General features: G+C 70.3%; 15 protein-coding genes. 10 read left to right on the forward strand and 5 right to left on the reverse strand.

Annotation, left to right across the window (positions count from 1 at the left end):
- The first annotated feature begins 57 nt into the window (after window positions 1-57).
- The 4 genes from ACIQWG_RS33235 (at window position 58) to ACIQWG_RS33250 (ending at window position 3,857) form a co-directional block, all read left to right on the forward strand.
- Window positions 58-1,506: an MFS transporter gene (locus ACIQWG_RS33235; protein ID WP_404102412.1), complete on the forward strand. Its 1,449-nt coding sequence runs from the start codon at window positions 58-60 to the stop codon at window positions 1,504-1,506.
- The gene (locus ACIQWG_RS33240) at window positions 1,506-2,390 is read left to right on the forward strand and encodes an aldo/keto reductase (protein ID WP_404102413.1); all 885 of its coding nucleotides are present in this window, start codon (window positions 1,506-1,508) and stop codon (window positions 2,388-2,390) included. The genes ACIQWG_RS33235 and ACIQWG_RS33240 overlap by 1 nt, the downstream gene beginning before the upstream one ends.
- A 413-nt stretch (window positions 2,391-2,803) precedes the next feature.
- Entirely contained in the window at window positions 2,804-3,106 is a 303-nt protein-coding gene (locus ACIQWG_RS33245; protein WP_404102415.1) for a hypothetical protein, read from the forward strand.
- A gap of 76 nt (window positions 3,107-3,182) precedes the next feature.
- Complete coding sequence (locus tag ACIQWG_RS33250) at window positions 3,183-3,857, forward strand: response regulator (protein ID WP_404102417.1); 675 nt, start codon at window positions 3,183-3,185, stop codon at window positions 3,855-3,857.
- A 15-nt stretch (window positions 3,858-3,872) separates the two neighbouring features.
- Here the strand turns inward: ACIQWG_RS33250 and ACIQWG_RS33255 are convergent, their stop codons facing one another.
- Window positions 3,873-5,093: a sensor histidine kinase gene (locus ACIQWG_RS33255; protein ID WP_404102419.1), complete on the reverse strand. Its 1,221-nt coding sequence runs from the start codon at window positions 5,091-5,093 to the stop codon at window positions 3,873-3,875.
- A 294-nt stretch (window positions 5,094-5,387) separates the two neighbouring features.
- Here ACIQWG_RS33255 and ACIQWG_RS33260 point away from each other — a divergent pair, with 294 nt between their 5' ends.
- From ACIQWG_RS33260 to ACIQWG_RS33275, 4 genes are all read left to right on the forward strand, one after another.
- A complete protein-coding gene (locus ACIQWG_RS33260; protein WP_404102421.1) occupies window positions 5,388-6,221 on the forward strand; it encodes an SDR family oxidoreductase in 834 nt (277 codons plus the stop codon).
- A 67-nt stretch (window positions 6,222-6,288) separates the two neighbouring features.
- Window positions 6,289-8,577 (forward strand): MMPL family transporter, encoded by a 2,289-nt coding sequence (locus ACIQWG_RS33265; RefSeq protein WP_404102423.1) that lies wholly within the window; start codon window positions 6,289-6,291, stop codon window positions 8,575-8,577.
- Window positions 8,578-8,709: 132 nt separating this feature from the next.
- Window positions 8,710-9,657, forward strand: coding sequence for a LysR family transcriptional regulator (locus ACIQWG_RS33270; RefSeq protein ID WP_404102425.1), 948 nt, complete (start codon window positions 8,710-8,712; stop codon window positions 9,655-9,657).
- 97 nt (window positions 9,658-9,754) lie between these two features.
- Window positions 9,755-10,489, forward strand: coding sequence for a YoaK family protein (locus tag ACIQWG_RS33275; protein ID WP_404102427.1), 735 nt, complete (start codon window positions 9,755-9,757; stop codon window positions 10,487-10,489).
- Between the two features lie 691 nt (window positions 10,490-11,180).
- On the opposite strand, the gene ACIQWG_RS33280 is transcribed toward ACIQWG_RS33275, so the two are convergent.
- The gene (locus tag ACIQWG_RS33280) at window positions 11,181-12,023 is read right to left on the reverse strand and encodes an enoyl-CoA hydratase/isomerase family protein (protein ID WP_404102428.1); all 843 of its coding nucleotides are present in this window, start codon (window positions 12,021-12,023) and stop codon (window positions 11,181-11,183) included.
- 119 nt (window positions 12,024-12,142) lie between these two features.
- On the opposite strand from ACIQWG_RS33280, the gene ACIQWG_RS33285 reads away from it, so the two are divergent.
- Window positions 12,143-13,072: a LysR substrate-binding domain-containing protein gene (locus ACIQWG_RS33285; RefSeq protein WP_404102429.1), complete on the forward strand. Its 930-nt coding sequence runs from the start codon at window positions 12,143-12,145 to the stop codon at window positions 13,070-13,072.
- A 44-nt stretch (window positions 13,073-13,116) separates the two neighbouring features.
- Here ACIQWG_RS33285 and ACIQWG_RS33290 read toward each other — a convergent pair whose 3' ends face one another.
- A complete protein-coding gene (locus ACIQWG_RS33290) occupies window positions 13,117-13,437 on the reverse strand; it encodes a hypothetical protein (RefSeq protein WP_404102431.1) in 321 nt (106 codons plus the stop codon).
- 62 nt (window positions 13,438-13,499) lie between these two features.
- Here ACIQWG_RS33290 and ACIQWG_RS33295 point away from each other — a divergent pair, with 62 nt between their 5' ends.
- Window positions 13,500-13,838 carry a hypothetical protein gene (locus ACIQWG_RS33295; protein ID WP_404102432.1) on the forward strand — a complete coding sequence of 113 codons (339 nt, stop codon included), beginning with the start codon at window positions 13,500-13,502 and terminating at the stop codon, window positions 13,836-13,838.
- 288 nt (window positions 13,839-14,126) lie between these two features.
- Here ACIQWG_RS33295 and ACIQWG_RS33300 read toward each other — a convergent pair whose 3' ends face one another.
- Window positions 14,127-15,455: a class I SAM-dependent RNA methyltransferase gene (locus tag ACIQWG_RS33300; RefSeq protein WP_404102434.1), complete on the reverse strand. Its 1,329-nt coding sequence runs from the start codon at window positions 15,453-15,455 to the stop codon at window positions 14,127-14,129.
- A 98-nt stretch (window positions 15,456-15,553) separates the two neighbouring features.
- Window positions 15,554-17,602, reverse strand: coding sequence for an APC family permease (locus ACIQWG_RS33305; RefSeq protein ID WP_404102436.1), 2,049 nt, complete (start codon window positions 17,600-17,602; stop codon window positions 15,554-15,556).
- Between the last annotated feature and the right edge of the window lie 379 nt (window positions 17,603-17,981).

The raw sequence follows: 17,981 nt of genomic DNA on the forward strand, positions 1-17,981 counted from the left end.
CGTCGTGACGACCGCCGTGACCGACGCCGGGAACCAGTGGACGGGGCTGGTGACACCATGACCACCGCCCAGGCCCAGAGCGCGCCGGTACCCGCGGCGAAACGGCCGCGCGGAGCCCCGGTCCACGCGAGGCTGATCCTCGCCGTCATCTGCGTCAGCTACTTCATGGTCATCCTCGACAACTCGATCGTGTTCACCGGGCTGCCGCAGATCCGCTCCGACATGGGGTTCTCCGAGACCGGCCTGTCCTGGATCACCAACGCGTACGTCCTCGTCTTCGGCGGCCTGCTGCTGTTGGGGGCCCGGGCCGGCGACCTGTTCGGACACCGCAGGGTGTTCCTGTTCTCGCTGGTCGTCTTCTCGCTGACCTCACTCCTGGTGGGCGCCGCGCAGACCCAGTGGTGGCTGATCGGCGCCCGGGCCCTCCAGGGCGTCGGCGCCGCGGTCCTGGCCCCGTCCGCCCTGTCGCTGCTCACGCGCAGCTTCGCCGAAGGGCCGGCCCGCAACCGGGCGATGGCCGCCTACAGCGCCGTAGCCGGACTCGGCGCGGCCCTCGGCCTGGTGGTCGGAGGGCTGGTCGCCGACCTGATCTCGTGGCGGGCCGGCTTCTTCCTCAACGTCCCGGTCGGCACCGTGCTGACGGTGCTCGCGGCGCGGTTCCTGCCCGAGACCGAGCGCCGGCACGGCCGTTTCGACGTCGCCGGGGCGCTGCTGGCGACGCTGGGCTCCAGCGCGCTGGTCCTCGGCATCGTCGACGCGGCCGACTTCGGCTGGACCGCCCCGGCCACCCTGGTCCCACTCGTGGCCGGCGTGGCCATGCTGGGTACGTTCGTCCGGGTGGAGCGGCGGGCCGCGCAACCGATCGTGCCACTGCGGCTGTTCGCCGACCGGGAGCGCAGCGGCGCCTACGTCACCCGGATGCTCTACATGGGCGCGATGATGGGGTTCTTCTTCTTCACCGCGCAGTTCCTGCAAAGCGTCTACCACTGGACGCCGCTCCAGGCCGGCCTCGCGTTCCTGCCGATGACACTGGCCAACTTCGTCCTCGCCGTCCAGGTGCCCCGGCTGCTGGGGCGCGTCCGCCGGCCCCTGGTGCTCCTGAGCGGCGTCGCCCTGACCACGGCGGGCATGGTGTGGCTCAGCCGCCTCGACCTGCACACCCCCTACCTGACGGGAGTGGCTCTGCCGATGGTGCTCATCGGCGCCGGCCAGGGCCTCGCGCTCGCCCCGATGACCTCCAGTGGCGTCGACGGTGTCGCTCCCGAGGACGCGGGAGCCGGCGCCGGCCTGGTCAACACCGTCCACCAGATCGGCAGCGCCCTGAGCCTGAGCGTTCTGACCGCCCTGGCCGCCGCCGTCTCCACCGGCCACACGGCCGCCGACATCGCGACCCGCTCGGCCACGGCCCTGACCGGCTCGGCCGTGCTGCTCGCGCTGGCGGTCGGGGCCGTCCTCGTCCTCATCGTGCCCGCACGGGCCACCACCCACGACGAAAGGTCCCTGTGATGCAGACCCTCACCCTCAACAACGGCGTCGAGATGCCCGCCCTCGGACTCGGCGTCTTCCAGACCCCGCCGGACGAGACCAGGGCCGCCGTGAAGTCGGCCCTCGACCTCGGCTACCGGCACATCGACACCGCCGCCGCCTACGGCAACGAACGCGAGGTCGGCCAGGCCATCCGTGACTCGGCGGTGCCCCGCGACGACATCTTCATCGAGACCAAGATCTGGATCAGCGACTACGGCTACGACGAGACCCTCCACGGCTTCGACAAGAGCGCCGCGAAGCTCGGCGTCGACCGGATCGACCTGCTCATCCTGCACCAGGCCCTGCCGTCCGGGTTCGACAGGACCCTCGCGGCCTACCGCGCCCTGGAGAAGCTCCTGGCCGACGGCAAGGTCCGCGCCATCGGCGTCAGCAACTTCATGGTCGACCACCTGACCACGCTGCTGGACGCCACCACCGTCGTCCCGGCGGTCAACCAGCTGGAGATCCACCCCTACTTCCAGCAGCGCGCCGTGCTCGACTTCGACGACCGGCACGGCATCCTCAACCAGGCGTGGTCCCCCATCGGTGGGATCACCTTCTACCCGGGCTACGGCGAGGACCGCAGGAGCGTCCTCGAGGACCCGGCCGTCACCCGCATCGCCCAGGCGCACGGCAAGAGCCCCGCCCAGGTACTCCTGCGCTGGGGCCTCCAGCAGGGCCGCTCGGTGATCCCCAAGTCCACGAAGCACGCCCGTATCGCCGAGAACATCGACGTCTTCGACTTCGACCTCACCGCCGACGAACTCACCGCCCTCGACGCCCTGGAGACCGGCCGCCGCGGCGGTCCCGACCCGGAGACGGTGACCCTCGCCGACTACGGCCGCGCCATCCCCGAGGCCTGACCCGCACACCCGCGCTGTGGACCCTCACCCCTTCTGCGGCTGCTCCTGCCGCGTCGCGGCCCAGGAGGCCGACAGGCGGAGGCCGTGGTGGGAGGGGGTGCCGGGTTCGGCGGTCCAGGCCGGTAAGGGCGGGTGTCCGTCCGCGTCGGCGTGCCGGGCACAAGGTCCAGCCACAGCTGAGCCGCGTGCTGGTCGGTGAACTGGCGGTGCAGGACGAGGACTTCCGCACCCGGTGGGCCGATCATCAGTGGCCCAGTTGGGGGACGTAGTCGCGCTGGTCGCTGTCGGTCGAACGGCCGACAGCAGCAGGTGAAACTCGTGCGCAGGGGCGACGCTGCGGCTCCCGGCTCGTCGCCACCATGGTGATCACGGCGGAGGTGTCCGTCCGGCGAGCCAGACTCGGGGAGCGTGTCATGAAGAAGGGGACGGTCCTCACCGTTCTGGTCGTCGCGGCCCTCCTGGCCCTGTCCGCACAGGGCAGGAAGCAGACCGCCGTACTGTCGGACTCGACGGGGCGGACACTGGACGTCGCGCAGAGCGCCGCCCGACAGGCCGGGTTCGCGACCGTCGTGACCCACGACGCGCTGGGCAAGCACCGGATCCCGTTCCTCCAGAAGAACTGGAGAGTCTGCCGCCAGACCCCCGCACCCGGCCGGTACGAAGCGACCACACCCGTCGACTTCTCCGTGGTCAAACGCGGTGAACGATGTCCTTGACGATGTCACGTACAGCGGGCGGCCGACGGCATGGATGCGGGCCATGGGCAACGGATCGACGTGGTAGGAACGGATCGTGGCAGAGACGCATATCGACGTGGTGATCGCTGACGATCAGCCGTTGGTGCGGGCCGGTTTCAGTTTGATCCTGGGAGCGCAGCCCGGCATCGCCGTGGTGGGCGAGGCGGCCGACGGGGTCGAATGCATCGAGCTGGCCCGTCGGCTGCGTCCGCAGGTGGTGCTCGCCGATATCCGCATGCCACGGCTGGATGGTCTGGAAGTGGTGCGGCAGTTGGCCGGGCCGGGTGTGGCCGACCCGTTGAACGTCGTGTTGATCACCACGTTCGACCAGGACGACTACGTGCGGACCGGGCTGCGCAACGGGGCGTGCGGGTTCCTGCTGAAGGACGCCTCCCCGGGCCTGCTGGTGGAGGCGGTGCAGGCGGCGGCCCGCGGGGACGCGCTGGTGTCACCGGCGGTCACCGTGCGCCTGTTGCGGGGGATGGAGGAGACGGAACGCGCGGACGCGTCCGGGAGTGCGGCGACGGCCGGGCTCAGCGAACGCGAGCGGGACATCGTGCGGTTGGTGGCGGTGGGGCGTACCAACAGGGAGATCTGCGACGAGCTGTTCCTGTCGCTGTCGACCGTGAAGACGTATCTGGCGCGCATCCAGGCCAAGCTCGACGCCCGTAACCGGGTGGAGGTCGCGGCGTGGGCCTGGGAGCACGGCGCGGTGCGCCCGCCCAGGTGAGGTGGACCCGGCGCTTCAACGCAACGGCTGATCGCCGCTCGCGGTAGGGCCGACCGCAGTTGCCAGGGGGAAGACGGCCCGTACCTCCCAGCCGCCGTGGGTGACGGGGCCCGCGCGGAAGGTGCCGTCGAGCGCTTCGACGCGTTCGCGCACGCCCAGCAGCCCGAAGCCACCACGACCACCGGCGGGCGCGGCGGCATGGCGTGCGGGCGTGGTGTTGCTGACGGTCACCAGCAATCCGGTGCTGTCCGTGTCCAGGCGCACGGTGGTCGTGGCACCGGGCGCGTGGCGGCGGACGTTGGTGAGGGCTTCCTGCACCAGGCGCTGCACGGAGATCTCGACCTCGGGACTGAGGCGGGCCGTCCTGGCCGCCGCGGTGATGTCGAGCCGGGACGGGGTGTCGTCACCGCCGGCGGCGGAGTGCGTGGAGACGAGGTCGGCGAGTTCGGTGAGCAGGTCACCGCTGCGCAGGGCGGTGTGGTTGTCCTCTCGCAGAACGCGCACCAGACGGCGCATCGAGTCCAGGGTCTGGGTGCCGGACTGCGCGATGTTGCGGAGGATGGGCGCCACTTGGCCGGGCGCCGTGGTCTGGATGGTCAGGGCCGCGTTGGCCTGGACGATGATCCCGGTCATGTGGTGGGCGATCAGGTCGTGCAGGTCCCTCGCCAGGGCAAGGCGCTCGGCCTGGCGGACATCGCGTACGGCACGCTCCCTGCGTGCTTCCAGGGACCGCAGCGCGCAGCCGATGGCGACGCAGATGGCCAGGGCGACGGTGAGGATGTAGCCGCCCACGACGAAGGCTCCCAGCGAACCGGCGCGCAACGGCAGCAGCAGGATCGTCACACCGAGGGCGACGGTGCAGGCGACCGCGGCCGCCGGCCGCCGGATGTCGGCCGCGGTACGGACGGCGAGGAAGAGCAGCCCGCACGTCTCCAGGGCCCCCCACCACAGCGGCTCGGGCGGCGCGACCAGGCTCCACACGGTCACCCCGAGGGAGAGCGTGACGACGACGGCCACCCGCCTGCTCAGCTCCACGGACCGGGGCAGGCCGATGGCGGCCAGGGCGGCCACCGGACCGGTGACGAGCACGGGCAGCCAGCCGGCCGGGGTCCCGAAGGGCGCGGGACTGGTCACGAAGGCTGCGAGGTCCACGCCCCAGGTGAGAGTGAACGCGACCAGCCCGCTGACCGTGATCAGCCGACGGCCGACCGGGACGCGCGGCAGGTTCCAGTTCACGCTGCTCAGCGTAGGAGTGAATGCCTACAGAGGTGTCGGCCGAATGACCGACACGGAGCCGGACGTCGGATACCAGCGGCTGACGCGATGCGTCCGGCCCCGGCGGAACCATGGTGAACACGGCGGTCGGCACCATCCCCCGAGGTCCGGCCGCCGGCCAGAACGTCCTCATCCGCACCCGACCGCGCCCCGCGCGTCGACGGGCACGCACCCGCCGGGCTGCCGGACACAGACATCCATCGGACACAGACGTCCATCGGACACAGACATCCATTCGACGAACCGGGATTTGTCATGCATCACGGTGTACTGGTCGCCATCGGAGCCGGCGGCATGGGCCAGGCCGTCGCCCGCAGAATGGGCACCGGACGGCCCGTCCTGATCGCCGACGAGGACGGGGAGTGCCTGCTCGCGGCCGGGACGCGGCTGGAGCGGGCCGGCTACCAGGTCAGCGCCCAGAAGGTCGACGTCTCCAGCCCGGCCTCCGTCACCGCTCTGGCCCGGAGGGCAGCGGGGCTCGGCCCGGTCACCCACGTCGTGCACACGGCCGGTCTGTCCCCGGCGCAGGCCGACGTCTCCGCCATTCTGGCCGTGGACCTGGTCGGTGTGGCCCTCGTCGTCGAGGAGTTCGGGCAGGTCGTGGCACCCGGCGGGGCCGGAGTGGTCGTCGCTGGCGGCGCCGGCCACTACTGCGACCGCCCGCTCACCGCCGAGGAGCGACGGCAACTGCGCCGGAACCCCGCACGAGAGCTGCCGTCGCTGCCGGTGCTGCGGGAGAGGAACTTCGCCGGCCCGGGACAGGCGTACGGCTTCGCACAGCACGCCAACCGTCTGCGCGTCCGGGAAGCGGCCCGGTCCTGGGGCGAGCGCGGGGCCCGGATCAACAGCATCAGCCCCGGTGTCATCGCCACCCCGAGGGGCCAGGCCGAACTCGCCGGCCCGCACGGCGCGGCCATGCGCACCGTGCTCGGCACGTCCCCGGTGCCGCGGCTCGGCACGCCGGAGGACATCGCCGCCGCCGCGGAATTCCTGCTCGGCGCGACGGCCGGGTTCATCACCGGAGCCGATCTCCTCGTCGACGGCGGCTGCACCGCCTTGCTCGACGACCTCCCGCCGGCTCGCCAGTAGCGCCGACCCCTTGCTCCTGTCCTTCGCATCCCCTTCGTCCCGACACACAGAGAGTCACCGCACCACCATGGCCACTTTTCTCTACCGAATCGGCCGGTCCGCCTTCCGACGGCGCTGGCTGGTCGTCCTCCTGTGGGCGCTAGTCCTGGGCGTCGTGGGCATCGGCGCCGCCAACAGTTCGGGCCCCTCCGACACGAGCGTCTCGATTCCCGGCACCGAGGCCATGCGCGCCAACGACCTGCTGAAGCAGAAGTTCCCGGCCGCCGCCGGTCCCGAAGGCGCCACCGCCCGCGTCGTCGTACGAGCCCCTCACGGGGAGAAGATCGACAGCGCCGGGAACAAGAAGGCGCTCCAGGCGACCCTGGCCGACATCAAGGACTCCTCCTCACACGTCGCCCAGGTCAGTGACCCCTTCACCGCCAAGACCGTCAGCCCGGACGGAACCACCGCGTACGCGCAAGTCAACTACAGCGTCGAGAACAAGGACCTCACCTCCCGCGACCACACCGGCCTGGACCGGGCCATGGAGTCGGGCCGGGACCGGGGCCTGACGGTGGAGGCGTCCGGCAACGCGCTGGCTCCCCCCGGGGAGGGCATGTCGTCCGAGGTGATCGGCTTCGTACTGGCCGCCGTCATCCTGTTCCTGACCTTCGGTTCGCTGCTCGCGGCCGGCCTGCCCCTGGTGACCGCGCTGATCGGGGTGGGCATCAGCCTGGCCGGCATCTCCGCGCTCAGCGGCCCGCTCGACCTGCCCAGCAGCACCTCGGGGCTGTGCAGCATGCTGGGGATCGCCGTCGGCGTCGACTACGCGCTGTTCATCGTCTCCCGCTACCGCTCGGAGCGCGCCGAGGGCCACGATCCGCAGGAGGCCGCCGCCCGTGCCAACGGCACGGCGGGGTCCGCCGTGGTTTTCGCCGGGCTGACGGTGATCATCGCGCTGTTGGGCCTGGCGGTGGTGAACCTGTCCACCCTGACCGCGATGGGCCAGGGCGCGGCCTTCGCGGTGGCGGTCGCGGTCCTGGTCGCCACCACCCTGATCCCCGCGCTCCTTGGCTTCTTCGGCGGACGTATCCACGCCAAGACAGCCAAGCGCCCCGCTTCCCAAGCCGATTCGACCACCCCGGTCAGGGCAGGGCTCGTACAGCGGCTGATCAGTGCAGCGGTGCCCGGCCGACGGCAAGGCGGGCCCGGTCTGCAACAGCGCTGGATCTCCGGCATTCTCCGCAAGCCGGCCCAGGTCCTGATCCTGGCCGTGGTCGGCCTCGGCGTGATCGCCCTGCCGGCCTCGAAGCTGCAACTCGGCCTGCCGGACGATGGCTCCCAGCCCACCTCGTCCACCCAGCGCAAGGCCTACGACATGCTGTCGCAGTCCTTCGGGCCGGGCTTCAACGGCCCCCTCACCGTGACCGTCGACGACAAGGACCCCGCCGTCGCGCACAGCGGCGCGGAGAAGATGACCGCGTCCCTCCCCGGCCTGTCCGACGTGGCCTCGGTGGCCCCAGCGGTGTTCAACCAGGCCGGCGACACCGCGATCATCGCCGTCGTCCCCAAGAGCGGACCGAGCAGCGAGGTCACCAAGGACCTGGTCCACGACATCCGCGAGCTGGGCCATGACGTCTGGGCGGACACCGGCGCACGCTCCATGGTGACGGGCACCACCGCGGTCAACATCGACATCGCCGCCAAGTTCTCCGCGGCGATCGTGCCCTACCTGGCCGTCGTCGTCGGCCTGGCCTTCCTCGTGCTGATCCTGGTCTTCCGTTCGATCCTCGTCCCCGTCACGGCGGCCCTCGGCTTCCTGCTGTCCGTGCTCGCGGCCATGGGCGCACTCGTCGCGATCTTCCAGTGGGGCTGGTTGAAGGATCTGGTCGGCCTGGAGCAGCCCGGCCCGATCATGAGCCTGATGCCCATCCTGATGGTCGGCATCGTCTTCGGTCTCGCCATGGACTACCAGGTGTTCCTGGTGACCCGCATGCGCGAGGCGTACGTCCACGGCGCCGACGCCCGCAAGGCGGTCGCGGTGGGCTTCAGGCAGAACGCCACCGTCGTCACCGCCGCCGCGCTCATCATGGTCTCGGTGTTCGCCGGCTTCATCGGCGCCAACGACGCCATCCTCAAGGGCCTTGGCTTCACTCTCGCGGCCGCGGTCGTCTTCGACGCCTTCGTCGTGCGCCTGACCATCGTGCCCGCGGTCCTCGCCCTCCTCGGCGAACGCGCCTGGTCCCTGCCCGCGTGGATCGACCGCATCCTGCCGGACGTCGACATCGAAGGGGAGAAACTCGCCCGGCCCACACCGCCCCCGGCTTCCGACCCACGGCAACCCGTTCCCAGTGCCGCGGCACACGACCAGCTCTGACACATCCGGCCCGCAGGCCCGTACCGCCACGGCGGTGCGGGCCTGCCCCACGTTCCGCTGCACCTCATGCACCGCTGAACCGCTCAGACACATCAGTTGACCGTGATCCATCGCTGAGACAGATTGACAGCCATGGAACTGCGGCATCTGAAGTACTTCCTCGCAGTCGCCGAGTCCCGCAACTTCACGCAGGCCGCGGCGCGTTGCTACGTGGCGCAGTCGGCGCTCAGCCAGCAGATCGCCCGGCTGGAGAAGGACGTGGGCGTCCCTCTGTTCAGCCGCACGAGCAGGTCGGTCCGGCTGACCGCCGCCGGTGAACTGCTGGAGCCCATGGCCCGGCGCCTCCTGGCCGACGTCGACAACGCCCAGGCCGCCCTCGACGCGCTGGCGGGTCTGCGCCGGGGCCGACTGCGGCTGGGCCTGGTGCAGGCAATGACCGTTTCCTTCGACATGGTCGAGGTGCTGGCCGAGTACCGCGCCCGTCATCCCGGCATCGACCTGCATGTGACCAACGCACCCAGCTCGGCGATGGCCGCCGCGGTCATCAGCGGCGCCCTTGACATCGCCGTGGTCGGCCTCGGTTCCCGGCACGTGCCCCCAGGACTGGACCACCGGGCGCTGGGCAGCGACCCCCTCGTGCTGCTGGTCCCACGCGATCATCTGCTGGCGGACCGGACGACCATCAGCCTGGCGGACCTGCCGGAGAGTCACCCGTTGATCCAGTTCTCGCAGGGCAGCGGCCTGCGCCACCAGGTCGAGGCCGCCTTCACCCGCGCGGGCGCGACAGCGGGCCGGCACTTCGAAGTCGGCCAGATCCACGACATGGTCCGGCTGGCCTCGCGAGGGGTCGGCGTCACCGTCGTCCCCCGTTCCTCCGTCGTCGGCCCCGGCTCCCTGTTGGGCCTCGAAGCCGCCGACGACCTGCCCCACGGTGCCCGGATGCTGCGCCTGGCCGACCGCGAGGCCGTACACCACACCTGCGTGGTGTACGACGGCACCCGCTTGGCACCAGCCGCAGCCGCGTTCCTCGACGTGCTGGGAAGCTACGAGCAAACATCAATCGGTCTGAGCGATCGCTGAGCGCAGATCCATATGTTGGACTGCACGGCCGGGTCGGCACCACGCTGGGTATGCCGTCCAGCCCTGGCCCTGGCCCTGATGTGAAAGCCGACCGCCGATGCACCCTGTACTTCGTGACGCGTGGACGACCGTGGTCCCCGATCCGGCGGACCGGCACGGCCCGCTGCCCCCGCTGATGCTCGCGCTCACCATGGTCACCGGCCTGGTCGACGCGTTCAGCTACCTGGTCCTCGGCCACGTCTTCGTCGCTAACATGACAGGCAACGTGGTCTTCTCCGGCTTCGCGATCGCCGGCGCAGCGGGCTTCTCCCTGACCGCCTCACTGGCCGCGCTGGCCGCTTTCGCGGCAGGCGCCGTCCTGGGCGGCCGTATCGCGCACAGAGCCCGAGCCCACCGCGGACTCGTCCTGCACCTGGCGCTAGCCCAGGAGACGATCCTCGTCCTGGCGGCCTACGTCACCGCCCAACTCGCCGGCCCGGCATACGGAGCGGGGACCCGCTACGCGCTCATCGCGCTTCTGGGCATAGCCATGGGCGTCCAGAACGCGACCGCTCGCGCGCTCGCCGTACCAGACCTGACCACGACCGTCCTCACCCTGACCATCACCGGCATGGCCTCCGACAGCAAAGTCGCCGGAGGCAGAGGAGGCAAAATCGGCCGCCGCGCCCTCTCGACGACGGCGATGTTCGTCGGCGGCCTCATCGGCGCCGTATCGGTCCTCCACGGCAGCCCGGCCCTGCCGCTGCTGCTGGCCTTCGTCCTGCTCGTGGCCGGTACGGTCGCCGCCCTCACCCTGACCCGATCCGATGCGGACTGGACCAGCCCACTGTGACCAGCGATGTCCTTCGGACGAGCTGCCGGAGCGTGTGGAGCGCGATCACCATGCTGACCAGGGCACGGCGTCGCCGGCCGCGGCGGCCAGCACCCGGCCCGGGCACCGGCATCCACACGCGTGACGGCTGCGTAGTCGACGACGCGCCGCCACCGGCGACCCCGTGGTCATCGGGTCGCCGGGTCCCCAGGTCAGTCACCCTTGGCCGCAGGCTCCAGAATCGCCACACACTCCACATGATGAGTCATCGGGATGATGTGCATCCGAAGCCAGGGGATAAACATGCAGGTCAGGGGACGTTTGGCAGCTGCCAGCCCCGCGCCGAAACCCCCGAGCGTCAAACGAGCGTCACGGTGGAAGGCGAGCGTCAGATGTCTGACGCACGCCCCAGCTGGCGACCTGATACCTCAACCCGCGAGCTCAGGACCTGTCCGGGCAATCATGAGCGAGGTCTCGACGGGCGGCCGCTGTGGTGGCGTGTTCGCGGGTGATCGCGGGTTCGAGCCGCACGGCTGCAGTAGCAAGTACGCGACGACGGGGACTCCTGGACGGCGATGTGCACGCGCATGGGCACGGCCATCCAGGTGGCAGTGCCCGTGCGGGCCGAAATCGGTGAGGTCTGCCGGCCCATCACCTTGGAGACCACAGTGGCCGTCAGGTCACCCCGGCCCGCTGAACACCCGCGCCTGCTTCAGTCGTCGAGCAGGTCGGCGAGGTGTGCGCCGAATCGGTTCTCCAGGTCGCCCTCCTGCTGCATCCCGCGCTTGAACAGGGCGGCGACTCTCTGTTGGGTTTCGGGCCAGGCAAGGGTGCCGTGGAAGGCGTTGCGGCCGTCGAGGAGTCTGTCGACGGAGGGCAGGGAGACCTGGTTGACGAGGTTCTTTGCCGCCTCGATCGGGCGCCGGTCGAAGGAGGCGAGGCGTCGTGCGAGGGTGTCGACGAAGCCGTCCAGTTCGCTGTCCGGGAGGGACCGGTTGATCCAGCCATAGCGTTCGGCGGTGTCGGCGTCGAAGTCGTCCGCGCCGAGGATGATTTCCAGCGCGCGGCCTCGGCCGGCGAGCAGGGGAAGACGCTCCGTGCCGCCGGCCCCGGGGATGACTCCCGCGCCGACCTCGGGCTGACCAAGGATGGCGTTCTCGCGGGAGGCGAAGCGCATGTCGCAGGCGAGGGCGAATTCACTGCCCAGGCCGCGGACGCGGCCGCGGATCTTCGCGATGCTGACCACGGGGGACTTGGTGAGGCGGACGAGGGTGTCCGTAATGATGTTCATGCCGGAAGGACCACCGCTGTTGGTGTAGTTCCTTGACTTCCCGGACATGTCGGTGTGGGCAAGGTAGAAATCGGGGTTCGCGCTTTCGAAGACGACGACGCGAAGGTCCTGGACGGCGTCCATCCGTGCGAGCAGGTCCTGCAGGCCCTCGAACACGGCCTGGTCGACCACGTTGAGGGGCGGGTTGTCGAACAGGACCCGCCAGTGGGCCGGCGTCTCCTCGATGATGTGAACGGGGGCCGCCATTTCGGGCACGTCGCTCATATTGATCTTCCTGCCTTGATAGGAGTTCGCGTAGGTCACCGGTTTCCCGCTCGGTGAGCTGCGATTTCCGGACCAGTCGACACCAATTCCCGCCATCCTGTCCAATATATAATGAGGGAATGGTCGATATGCTCAATGATATTTCTCTGACCAAACGCCTGTTGGAACAGTTTCTGGTCGTGGCCGACGAAAAGCATTTCGGGCGGGCAGCGGAGCGTCTTGGCATGAGCCAGCCGCCGCTGAGCCAGTCGATACAGCGCCTGGAGCGCGGTCTGGGTGTGCGGCTGTTCGAGCGGGGCCCGGGAGGTGTTCGTCCGACTCCGGCGGGTGCGGCCTTCGTCCTGGACGCGCGGCGGCTCCTCGATGCGCAGGAGGCTGCCATCGAGCGGGTCCGACGTGTTGCGAGCGGCCTGGAAGGGGACATCCATGTGGGGTACGTGACCATCCTCAGCCACCTCTACGTGCCCAGACTGCTGCGGACGGTGGCTGAGGAAATACCCGGGCTGCGGGTGCACCTGCACCAGGACTCATCGGTCGCCATCGCCGAGAAGGTGCGCTCCGGCACGCTGGACCTGGGGTACGTGCGCGACACCTCTGCCCTGTCGGGCGATCTGGCCGACGAGGTCTTCGCCGTCGAGCGACTAACCGCGGCTCTGCCGCAGGATCACCCGCTGGCCGAGGCCGACGAAATCGGGCTGAAGGATCTGCGCGACCAAGACTTCGTTCTTCCGAACGTGACGGCCCTTCCCGCCCTGGCCGAACAGGTCCACCTCGCCTGCCGTCAAGCAGGATTCACTCCCCGCAGACGTGCCGTGGCCGACGACCTCAGCGGCCTGCTCAGCTACGTCGCCTCCGGGCTGTGCGTGAGTCTGCTGGCGGAAGGCCTTCGGGACCTCGGCGTCCCCGGGATCGCCTTTGTTCCGGTGCGAGGGTCATCTCCATACCTGGAGACCATGGTGTTCGCCGTATACCGTCCCGATGCCGATGCGGCAGTCCTCCGCCTGCTGGAAGTGATCCGCGCACAGCAGCGCGACCCACCGCGACCATGACGTCCAGCTGCTCGGCGAAGGCAGTGCCCCCGCGCAGGGGATAGTCAGCTGTGGCCCGGAACCTTGTTGTCCAGCAGGGGCTGGCAGGAGGGGATTTCGTTGCTCTTGGAGGCGACCTGCCGCTGCGCCAGGACCACGCCGTGGTGGTCCATCGCATCCAGCAGCTGGATCGCGGTGGCCTTGGTAGTGCGGGGGCCACGCAGGGTCTTGCCGTCGACCGCGACCGCCCGCAACGACGACTTCGGCGGCGGCTCGGACAGTTGCGACGGTGTCGTTCTGGTCTGGAGATGTGCGCCGATGGCCGCGTCGAGGTCGTCGCCGTCGACGCGTTGCAGCAGGCGGCGGACCGTGGCCGCGTGCGGCACCGGCCGGATCCCAGCGCGGCGAGGCTCCGCGCACCCAGGCCATCGTCAGCAGTGACCCGGCGGTGCCGGCGTCCTACCGGTCGCAGGAGGCTGTCGACTTCCACCTGCAGCCCAAGCCCGACGGCGTGTGGGAGAGCCAGGTCACGGTCCGTTCCACCCGCGCGGCGCGCATGTACGAGCCCGGGATCTGGATCACGCGGGTTTCACCCACGCCGCTGCTGATGGTGGTCGCCCTCAATGACACCCTCACCCCGACCGATCTGGCGCTCGCGGCCTACGAGCGCGCGCTGGAGCCCAAGCGGCTGCAGCTGGTCCCGGGCGGTCACTTCGGCCCGTACACCACTCAGTTCGACCGTGCGAGCACCGCCGCCCTCGCCTGGTTCCGCGAGCACCTGGCGTAGGCGGCGAAGCGTCGGATGGGACCGCCGCATCACTGCGGCGGTCCCCCCTCGGAACCGACGGTCGGCCCGGCCGCGTCTGTGGACGCGGCCGGGCCCACGTGATGGGGCTTCAGAACGTGCGTCGTTTGAGCGTCGACAGTCCGAGGAATGCTCTGATGCTGCTGGCGAAGGGGGCGTCGGCCCTGCGGAAACCGCAGGTCAAGCTGTTTGGCGATGAGCAGCGCCACCGTTCACACGTTGCACGCCCGGGAACGCGTCGAGCAGATGACGGACCCCGAAAACCGCAGCTCAGGCGCCTTTCTCGGCAGGCTCCAGGATCGCCACACACTCCACATGATGCGTCATCGGAAACAGATCGAACGCCCGAAGCACCCGCACCCGATACCCCCCATCCCGGAAGTACCCCAGATCCCGAGCCAACGCCGCGGGATCGCAGGCCACATACGCGATGCGCCGCGCCCCGAGTGACGCCAGATGCGCCACCGTCGCCCGACCCGCCCCGGCCCTCGGCGGGTCCAGGACGATCAGGTCCACCTCGCTGATGCCGGTGCGCGGCAGCACCGAGTCGACCTTGCCCTGCTCGATGCGTACGCGGTCGAAGCCGGCCAGGTTGTGCCGGGCGTCCTCCACCGCGCGCTTGCCGGACTCGATGCCGAGGACCGCGCCCTTGTCGCCGAGGCGGTCGGCCAGGGCGCCGGCGAAGAGGCCGACGCCGCAGTACAGGTCGAGCGCCATCTCGCCCTTGCGTGGCATCAGGCCCTGCATGACCGCCCGCACCAGGGTGTCCGCGGCCTTCGGGTGGACCTGCCAGAAGCCGCCGCTGCCGACCCGGTAGGTGCGGTCGTCGGCGCGCTCGCGGACGAAGGGGCGGCCGTGGACGCGATGGACGCCGCCGTCCTTCTCGCCGACCCGCATCACCGACACCGGCCGGTCCAGCTCCACGATCGGCAGCCGCGCGCCCGGCCAGGGCGTCAGGATCACCTGTCGGTCCTGCGAGCCGGTCGCCGCGATCGCCTCGACCGACGCCATGCCCGTCCAGTCCCGCTTCTCGACGCCCAGCTCGCTGACCCCCTCCGCGGCGATCATGCAGTGGTCGACCGGCTCGACCTCGTGCGAGCGGTGCCGGCGCAGACCCGCACGCCCCTCATCGTCCACCGCGTACTGCACCCGCGTCCGCCACTGCGGCACCTGTCCGGCGGGCAGCTTGTCGCCCTCGGCCGGCATGACCGTGCCGTCCCAGCCGACGTCCTCCGGCGTGAGGCCGGCGAGCCGCTGGAGCTGCTCGGCGACGACCTCGCCCTTCATCCGGCGCTGTGCCCCGGGCTTGGCGTGCTGCCAGTCGCAGCCGCCGCAGCGGCCGGGGCCGGCGAAGGGGCAGGGCGCCTCGACGCGGTCCTTGGAGGCCGACAGCACCTCGACCGCGTCCGCGCGCAGGAAGCGGTCGCCCTCCTCGCCCTCCGTCACCCGGGCCACCACCCGCTCACCGGGCAGCGTGTGCCGGACGAAGAGGACCTGGCCGGCGTCGGTGCGGGCGATGCAGTGCCCGCCGTGGGCGACGGGGCCGATCTCGACCTCGTACTCCTCCCCCACCAGCGACTTCTTCGGTTCTGCCTGCATGGTGGGGTGACTCCAGATCGAGAGGGGGTACGGCCCCGGACCGGCGGTCTCCTGGGGGCCTGACAACAGCCCACCAGTCTACGGGCTTCCGGCCCCGGTCAGTTCCGGGCTTCGGTCTCCTTCGCCCGCTCCTGGGCCGGCCCGCGCCGCACCGCGCCGGGCGCGTTCCACTCCTGGCGCCGGCGGGCCCGGACCTTCGCCACCTCGGACGACTGGAGCTGGTAGGGGACGGAGGTGACCATGATGCCCGGCGTGAACAGCAGCCGGCCCTTGAGCCGCAGCGCGCTCTGGTTGTGCAGCAGGTGCTCGTACCAGTGGCCGACGACGTACTCGGGGATGATCACGGACACCGCGTCGCGCGGGGACTCCTTGCGCAGGCTCTTCACGTACTCGATGATCGGCCGCGTGATCTCGCGGTACGGCGAGTCGAGCACCTTCAGCGGTACGTCGATCCCGCGCCGCTCCCACTCCTCGCGCAGCGCCTTGGTCTCCGCCGGGTCGACGTTGACGCTGAGCGCCTCCAGGGTGTCCGAGCGCAGCAGCTTGGCGTAGGCCAGGGCGCGCAGCGCGGGACGGTGGATCTTGGAGACCAGGACGACGGAGTGCACGCGCGAGGGCCGTACGCTGTCGTCGCTCGGGCCCTCGGGGGCGGCGAGTTCCTCGAAGACATGGTCGTAGTGGCGGCGGATGGCCGTCATCGTCACGTAGAAGATCACCATGCCGAGCAGCGCGACCCAGGCGCCGTGGGTGAACTTGGTGACGAGGACGACGACCAGCACCAGGCCGGTGAAGAAGGCGCCGAAGGTGTTGATCGCGCGGGAGCGGATCATGTGGCGGCGCTTGGCCTGGTCCTTCTCGGTGGCCAGGAGGCGGTTCCAGTGGCGGACCATGCCGATCTGGCTGAGCGTGAAGGACACGAACACGCCGACGATGTAGAGCTGGATCAGGCGCGTGGAGTCGGCGCCGTAGATCCACACCAGCAGCGCGGCGGCGCCCGCCAGCAGCACGATGCCGTTGGAGAAGGCGAGCCGGTCGCCGCGGGTGTGCAGCTGGCGCGGCAGATAGCGGTCCTGGGCGAGGATCGAACCGAGCACCGGGAAGCCGTTGTAGGCGGTGTTGGCCGCGAGGAACAGCACCAGCGCGGTGGCCGCGGCGAGCACGATGAAGAAGAAGCTGCCCTTGCCGAAGACGGCCTCGGCGACCTGCGTGATCACCGGGTTCTGGACGTATCCGGAGCCGACCGCGACACCGTCCTTGATCAGGTCGACGGCCGGGTTCTCGGCCATGCGGACCTTGGTCGCCATGGCGAGCCCGATGATGCCGCAGAACATGGTGACGGCCAGCAGGCCCATCATCGCCAGCGTGGTCGCGGCGTTCTTCGACTTGGGCTTTCGGAAGGCGGGGACGCCGTTGGAGATCGCCTCGACGCCGGTGAGCGCGGCACATCCGGAGGAGAACGCGCGCAGCAGCAGGAAGACCATCGCGAACCCGGCGAGTCCCTCGTGCTCCGGTTTGATCTCGTACGACGCCGTGGGTGCCCGCATGGTGTCGTCCAGGACCAGCCCGCGGAACGCGCCCCACGCGATCATGATGAAGACGCCCGCGACGAAGACGTAGGTCGGGATCGCGAAGAGGCTGCCGGACTCCCGGACGCCGCGCAGGTTCATCACGGTCAGCAGCAGGATCACCGCGGCCGCGCACTCGACCTTGTGCTCGACCACGAAGGGGACCGCGGAGCCGAGGTTCTCGATGCCGGAGGAGATGGACACGGCGACGGTGAGGACGTAGTCGACGAGCAGGGCGCTCGCGACCGTCAGGCCCGCCTTGGGGCCGAGGTTGGTGGTGGCGACCTCGTAGTCGCCGCCGCCGCTCGGGTAGGCGTGCACGTTCTGCCGGTAGGAGGCGACCACCGTGAACATCAGCACGACGACGGCGACCGCGATCCAGGGGCTGAAGTGGTAGGCCGACACGCCCGCGATGGAGAGGACCAGCAGCACTTCTCCGGGCGCGTACGCCACGGAGGACAGCGGGTCGGAGGCGAAGACGGGCAGCGCGATGCGCTTCGGCAGGAGCGTTTCCGCCAGCCGATCACTGCGCAGTGCGCGCCCGATCAGAATCCGCTTGGGCACGTCGGTCAGTTTGGACACAACAGAGAATCGTAGGCCCCCGGCCTGGGGCGGAGCACATCCGGGTGAAATCGCGCACGGCGCGGGGGTGAATTCCGTCCCGGACCGGCGCCCGGCGCCGGGCCGGACGGCCCGCGCATGCCTGAAATGACCGGCGTCGATACGCTCGTCACAGCCGGGAGACGCCATGTCGCAGACGGCCGCTCAGCTCGCCGGAGCCCTCGTCTCGCTCGCCGGGCTCGGCGTCCTGGCTCTCGCCGGCGTCCGCAGCTTCAACCGCCGTTGAGGGCCCGGAGGGGAACGCGGCGGGCCGAAGGTTACGGTGGACCGAGGCACACGCGCGGCCACGGTCCGTACCGCGAGGGATCATTCAGGCCATTCCCCGGCATGATGTTGCCCG

Origin of the sequence: Streptomyces sp. NPDC098781 (assembly GCF_044759995.1) — a bacterium.
GTDB lineage: Bacteria > Actinomycetota > Actinomycetes > Streptomycetales > Streptomycetaceae > Streptomyces.

Bases quoted from the DNA above. Each gene is read 5' to 3' on its own strand.
- ACIQWG_RS33240 (WP_404102413.1), top strand. From the start codon at position 1,506: ATGCAGACCCTCACCCTCAACAACGGCGTCGAGATGCCCGCCCTCGGA.
- ACIQWG_RS33300 (WP_404102434.1), bottom strand. From the start codon at position 15,455: ATGCAGGCAGAACCGAAGAAGTCGCTGGTGGGGGAGGAGTACGAGGTC.
- ACIQWG_RS33285 (WP_404102429.1), top strand. From the start codon at position 12,143: ATGGTCGATATGCTCAATGATATTTCTCTGACCAAACGCCTGTTGGAA.
- ACIQWG_RS33235 (WP_404102412.1), top strand. From the start codon at position 58: ATGACCACCGCCCAGGCCCAGAGCGCGCCGGTACCCGCGGCGAAACGG.
- ACIQWG_RS33245 (WP_404102415.1), top strand. From the start codon at position 2,804: ATGAAGAAGGGGACGGTCCTCACCGTTCTGGTCGTCGCGGCCCTCCTG.
- ACIQWG_RS33280 (WP_404102428.1), bottom strand. From the start codon at position 12,023: ATGAGCGACGTGCCCGAAATGGCGGCCCCCGTTCACATCATCGAGGAG.
- ACIQWG_RS33275 (WP_404102427.1), top strand. From the start codon at position 9,755: ATGCACCCTGTACTTCGTGACGCGTGGACGACCGTGGTCCCCGATCCG.
- ACIQWG_RS33260 (WP_404102421.1), top strand. From the start codon at position 5,388: ATGCATCACGGTGTACTGGTCGCCATCGGAGCCGGCGGCATGGGCCAG.
- ACIQWG_RS33265 (WP_404102423.1), top strand. From the start codon at position 6,289: ATGGCCACTTTTCTCTACCGAATCGGCCGGTCCGCCTTCCGACGGCGC.
- ACIQWG_RS33270 (WP_404102425.1), top strand. From the start codon at position 8,710: ATGGAACTGCGGCATCTGAAGTACTTCCTCGCAGTCGCCGAGTCCCGC.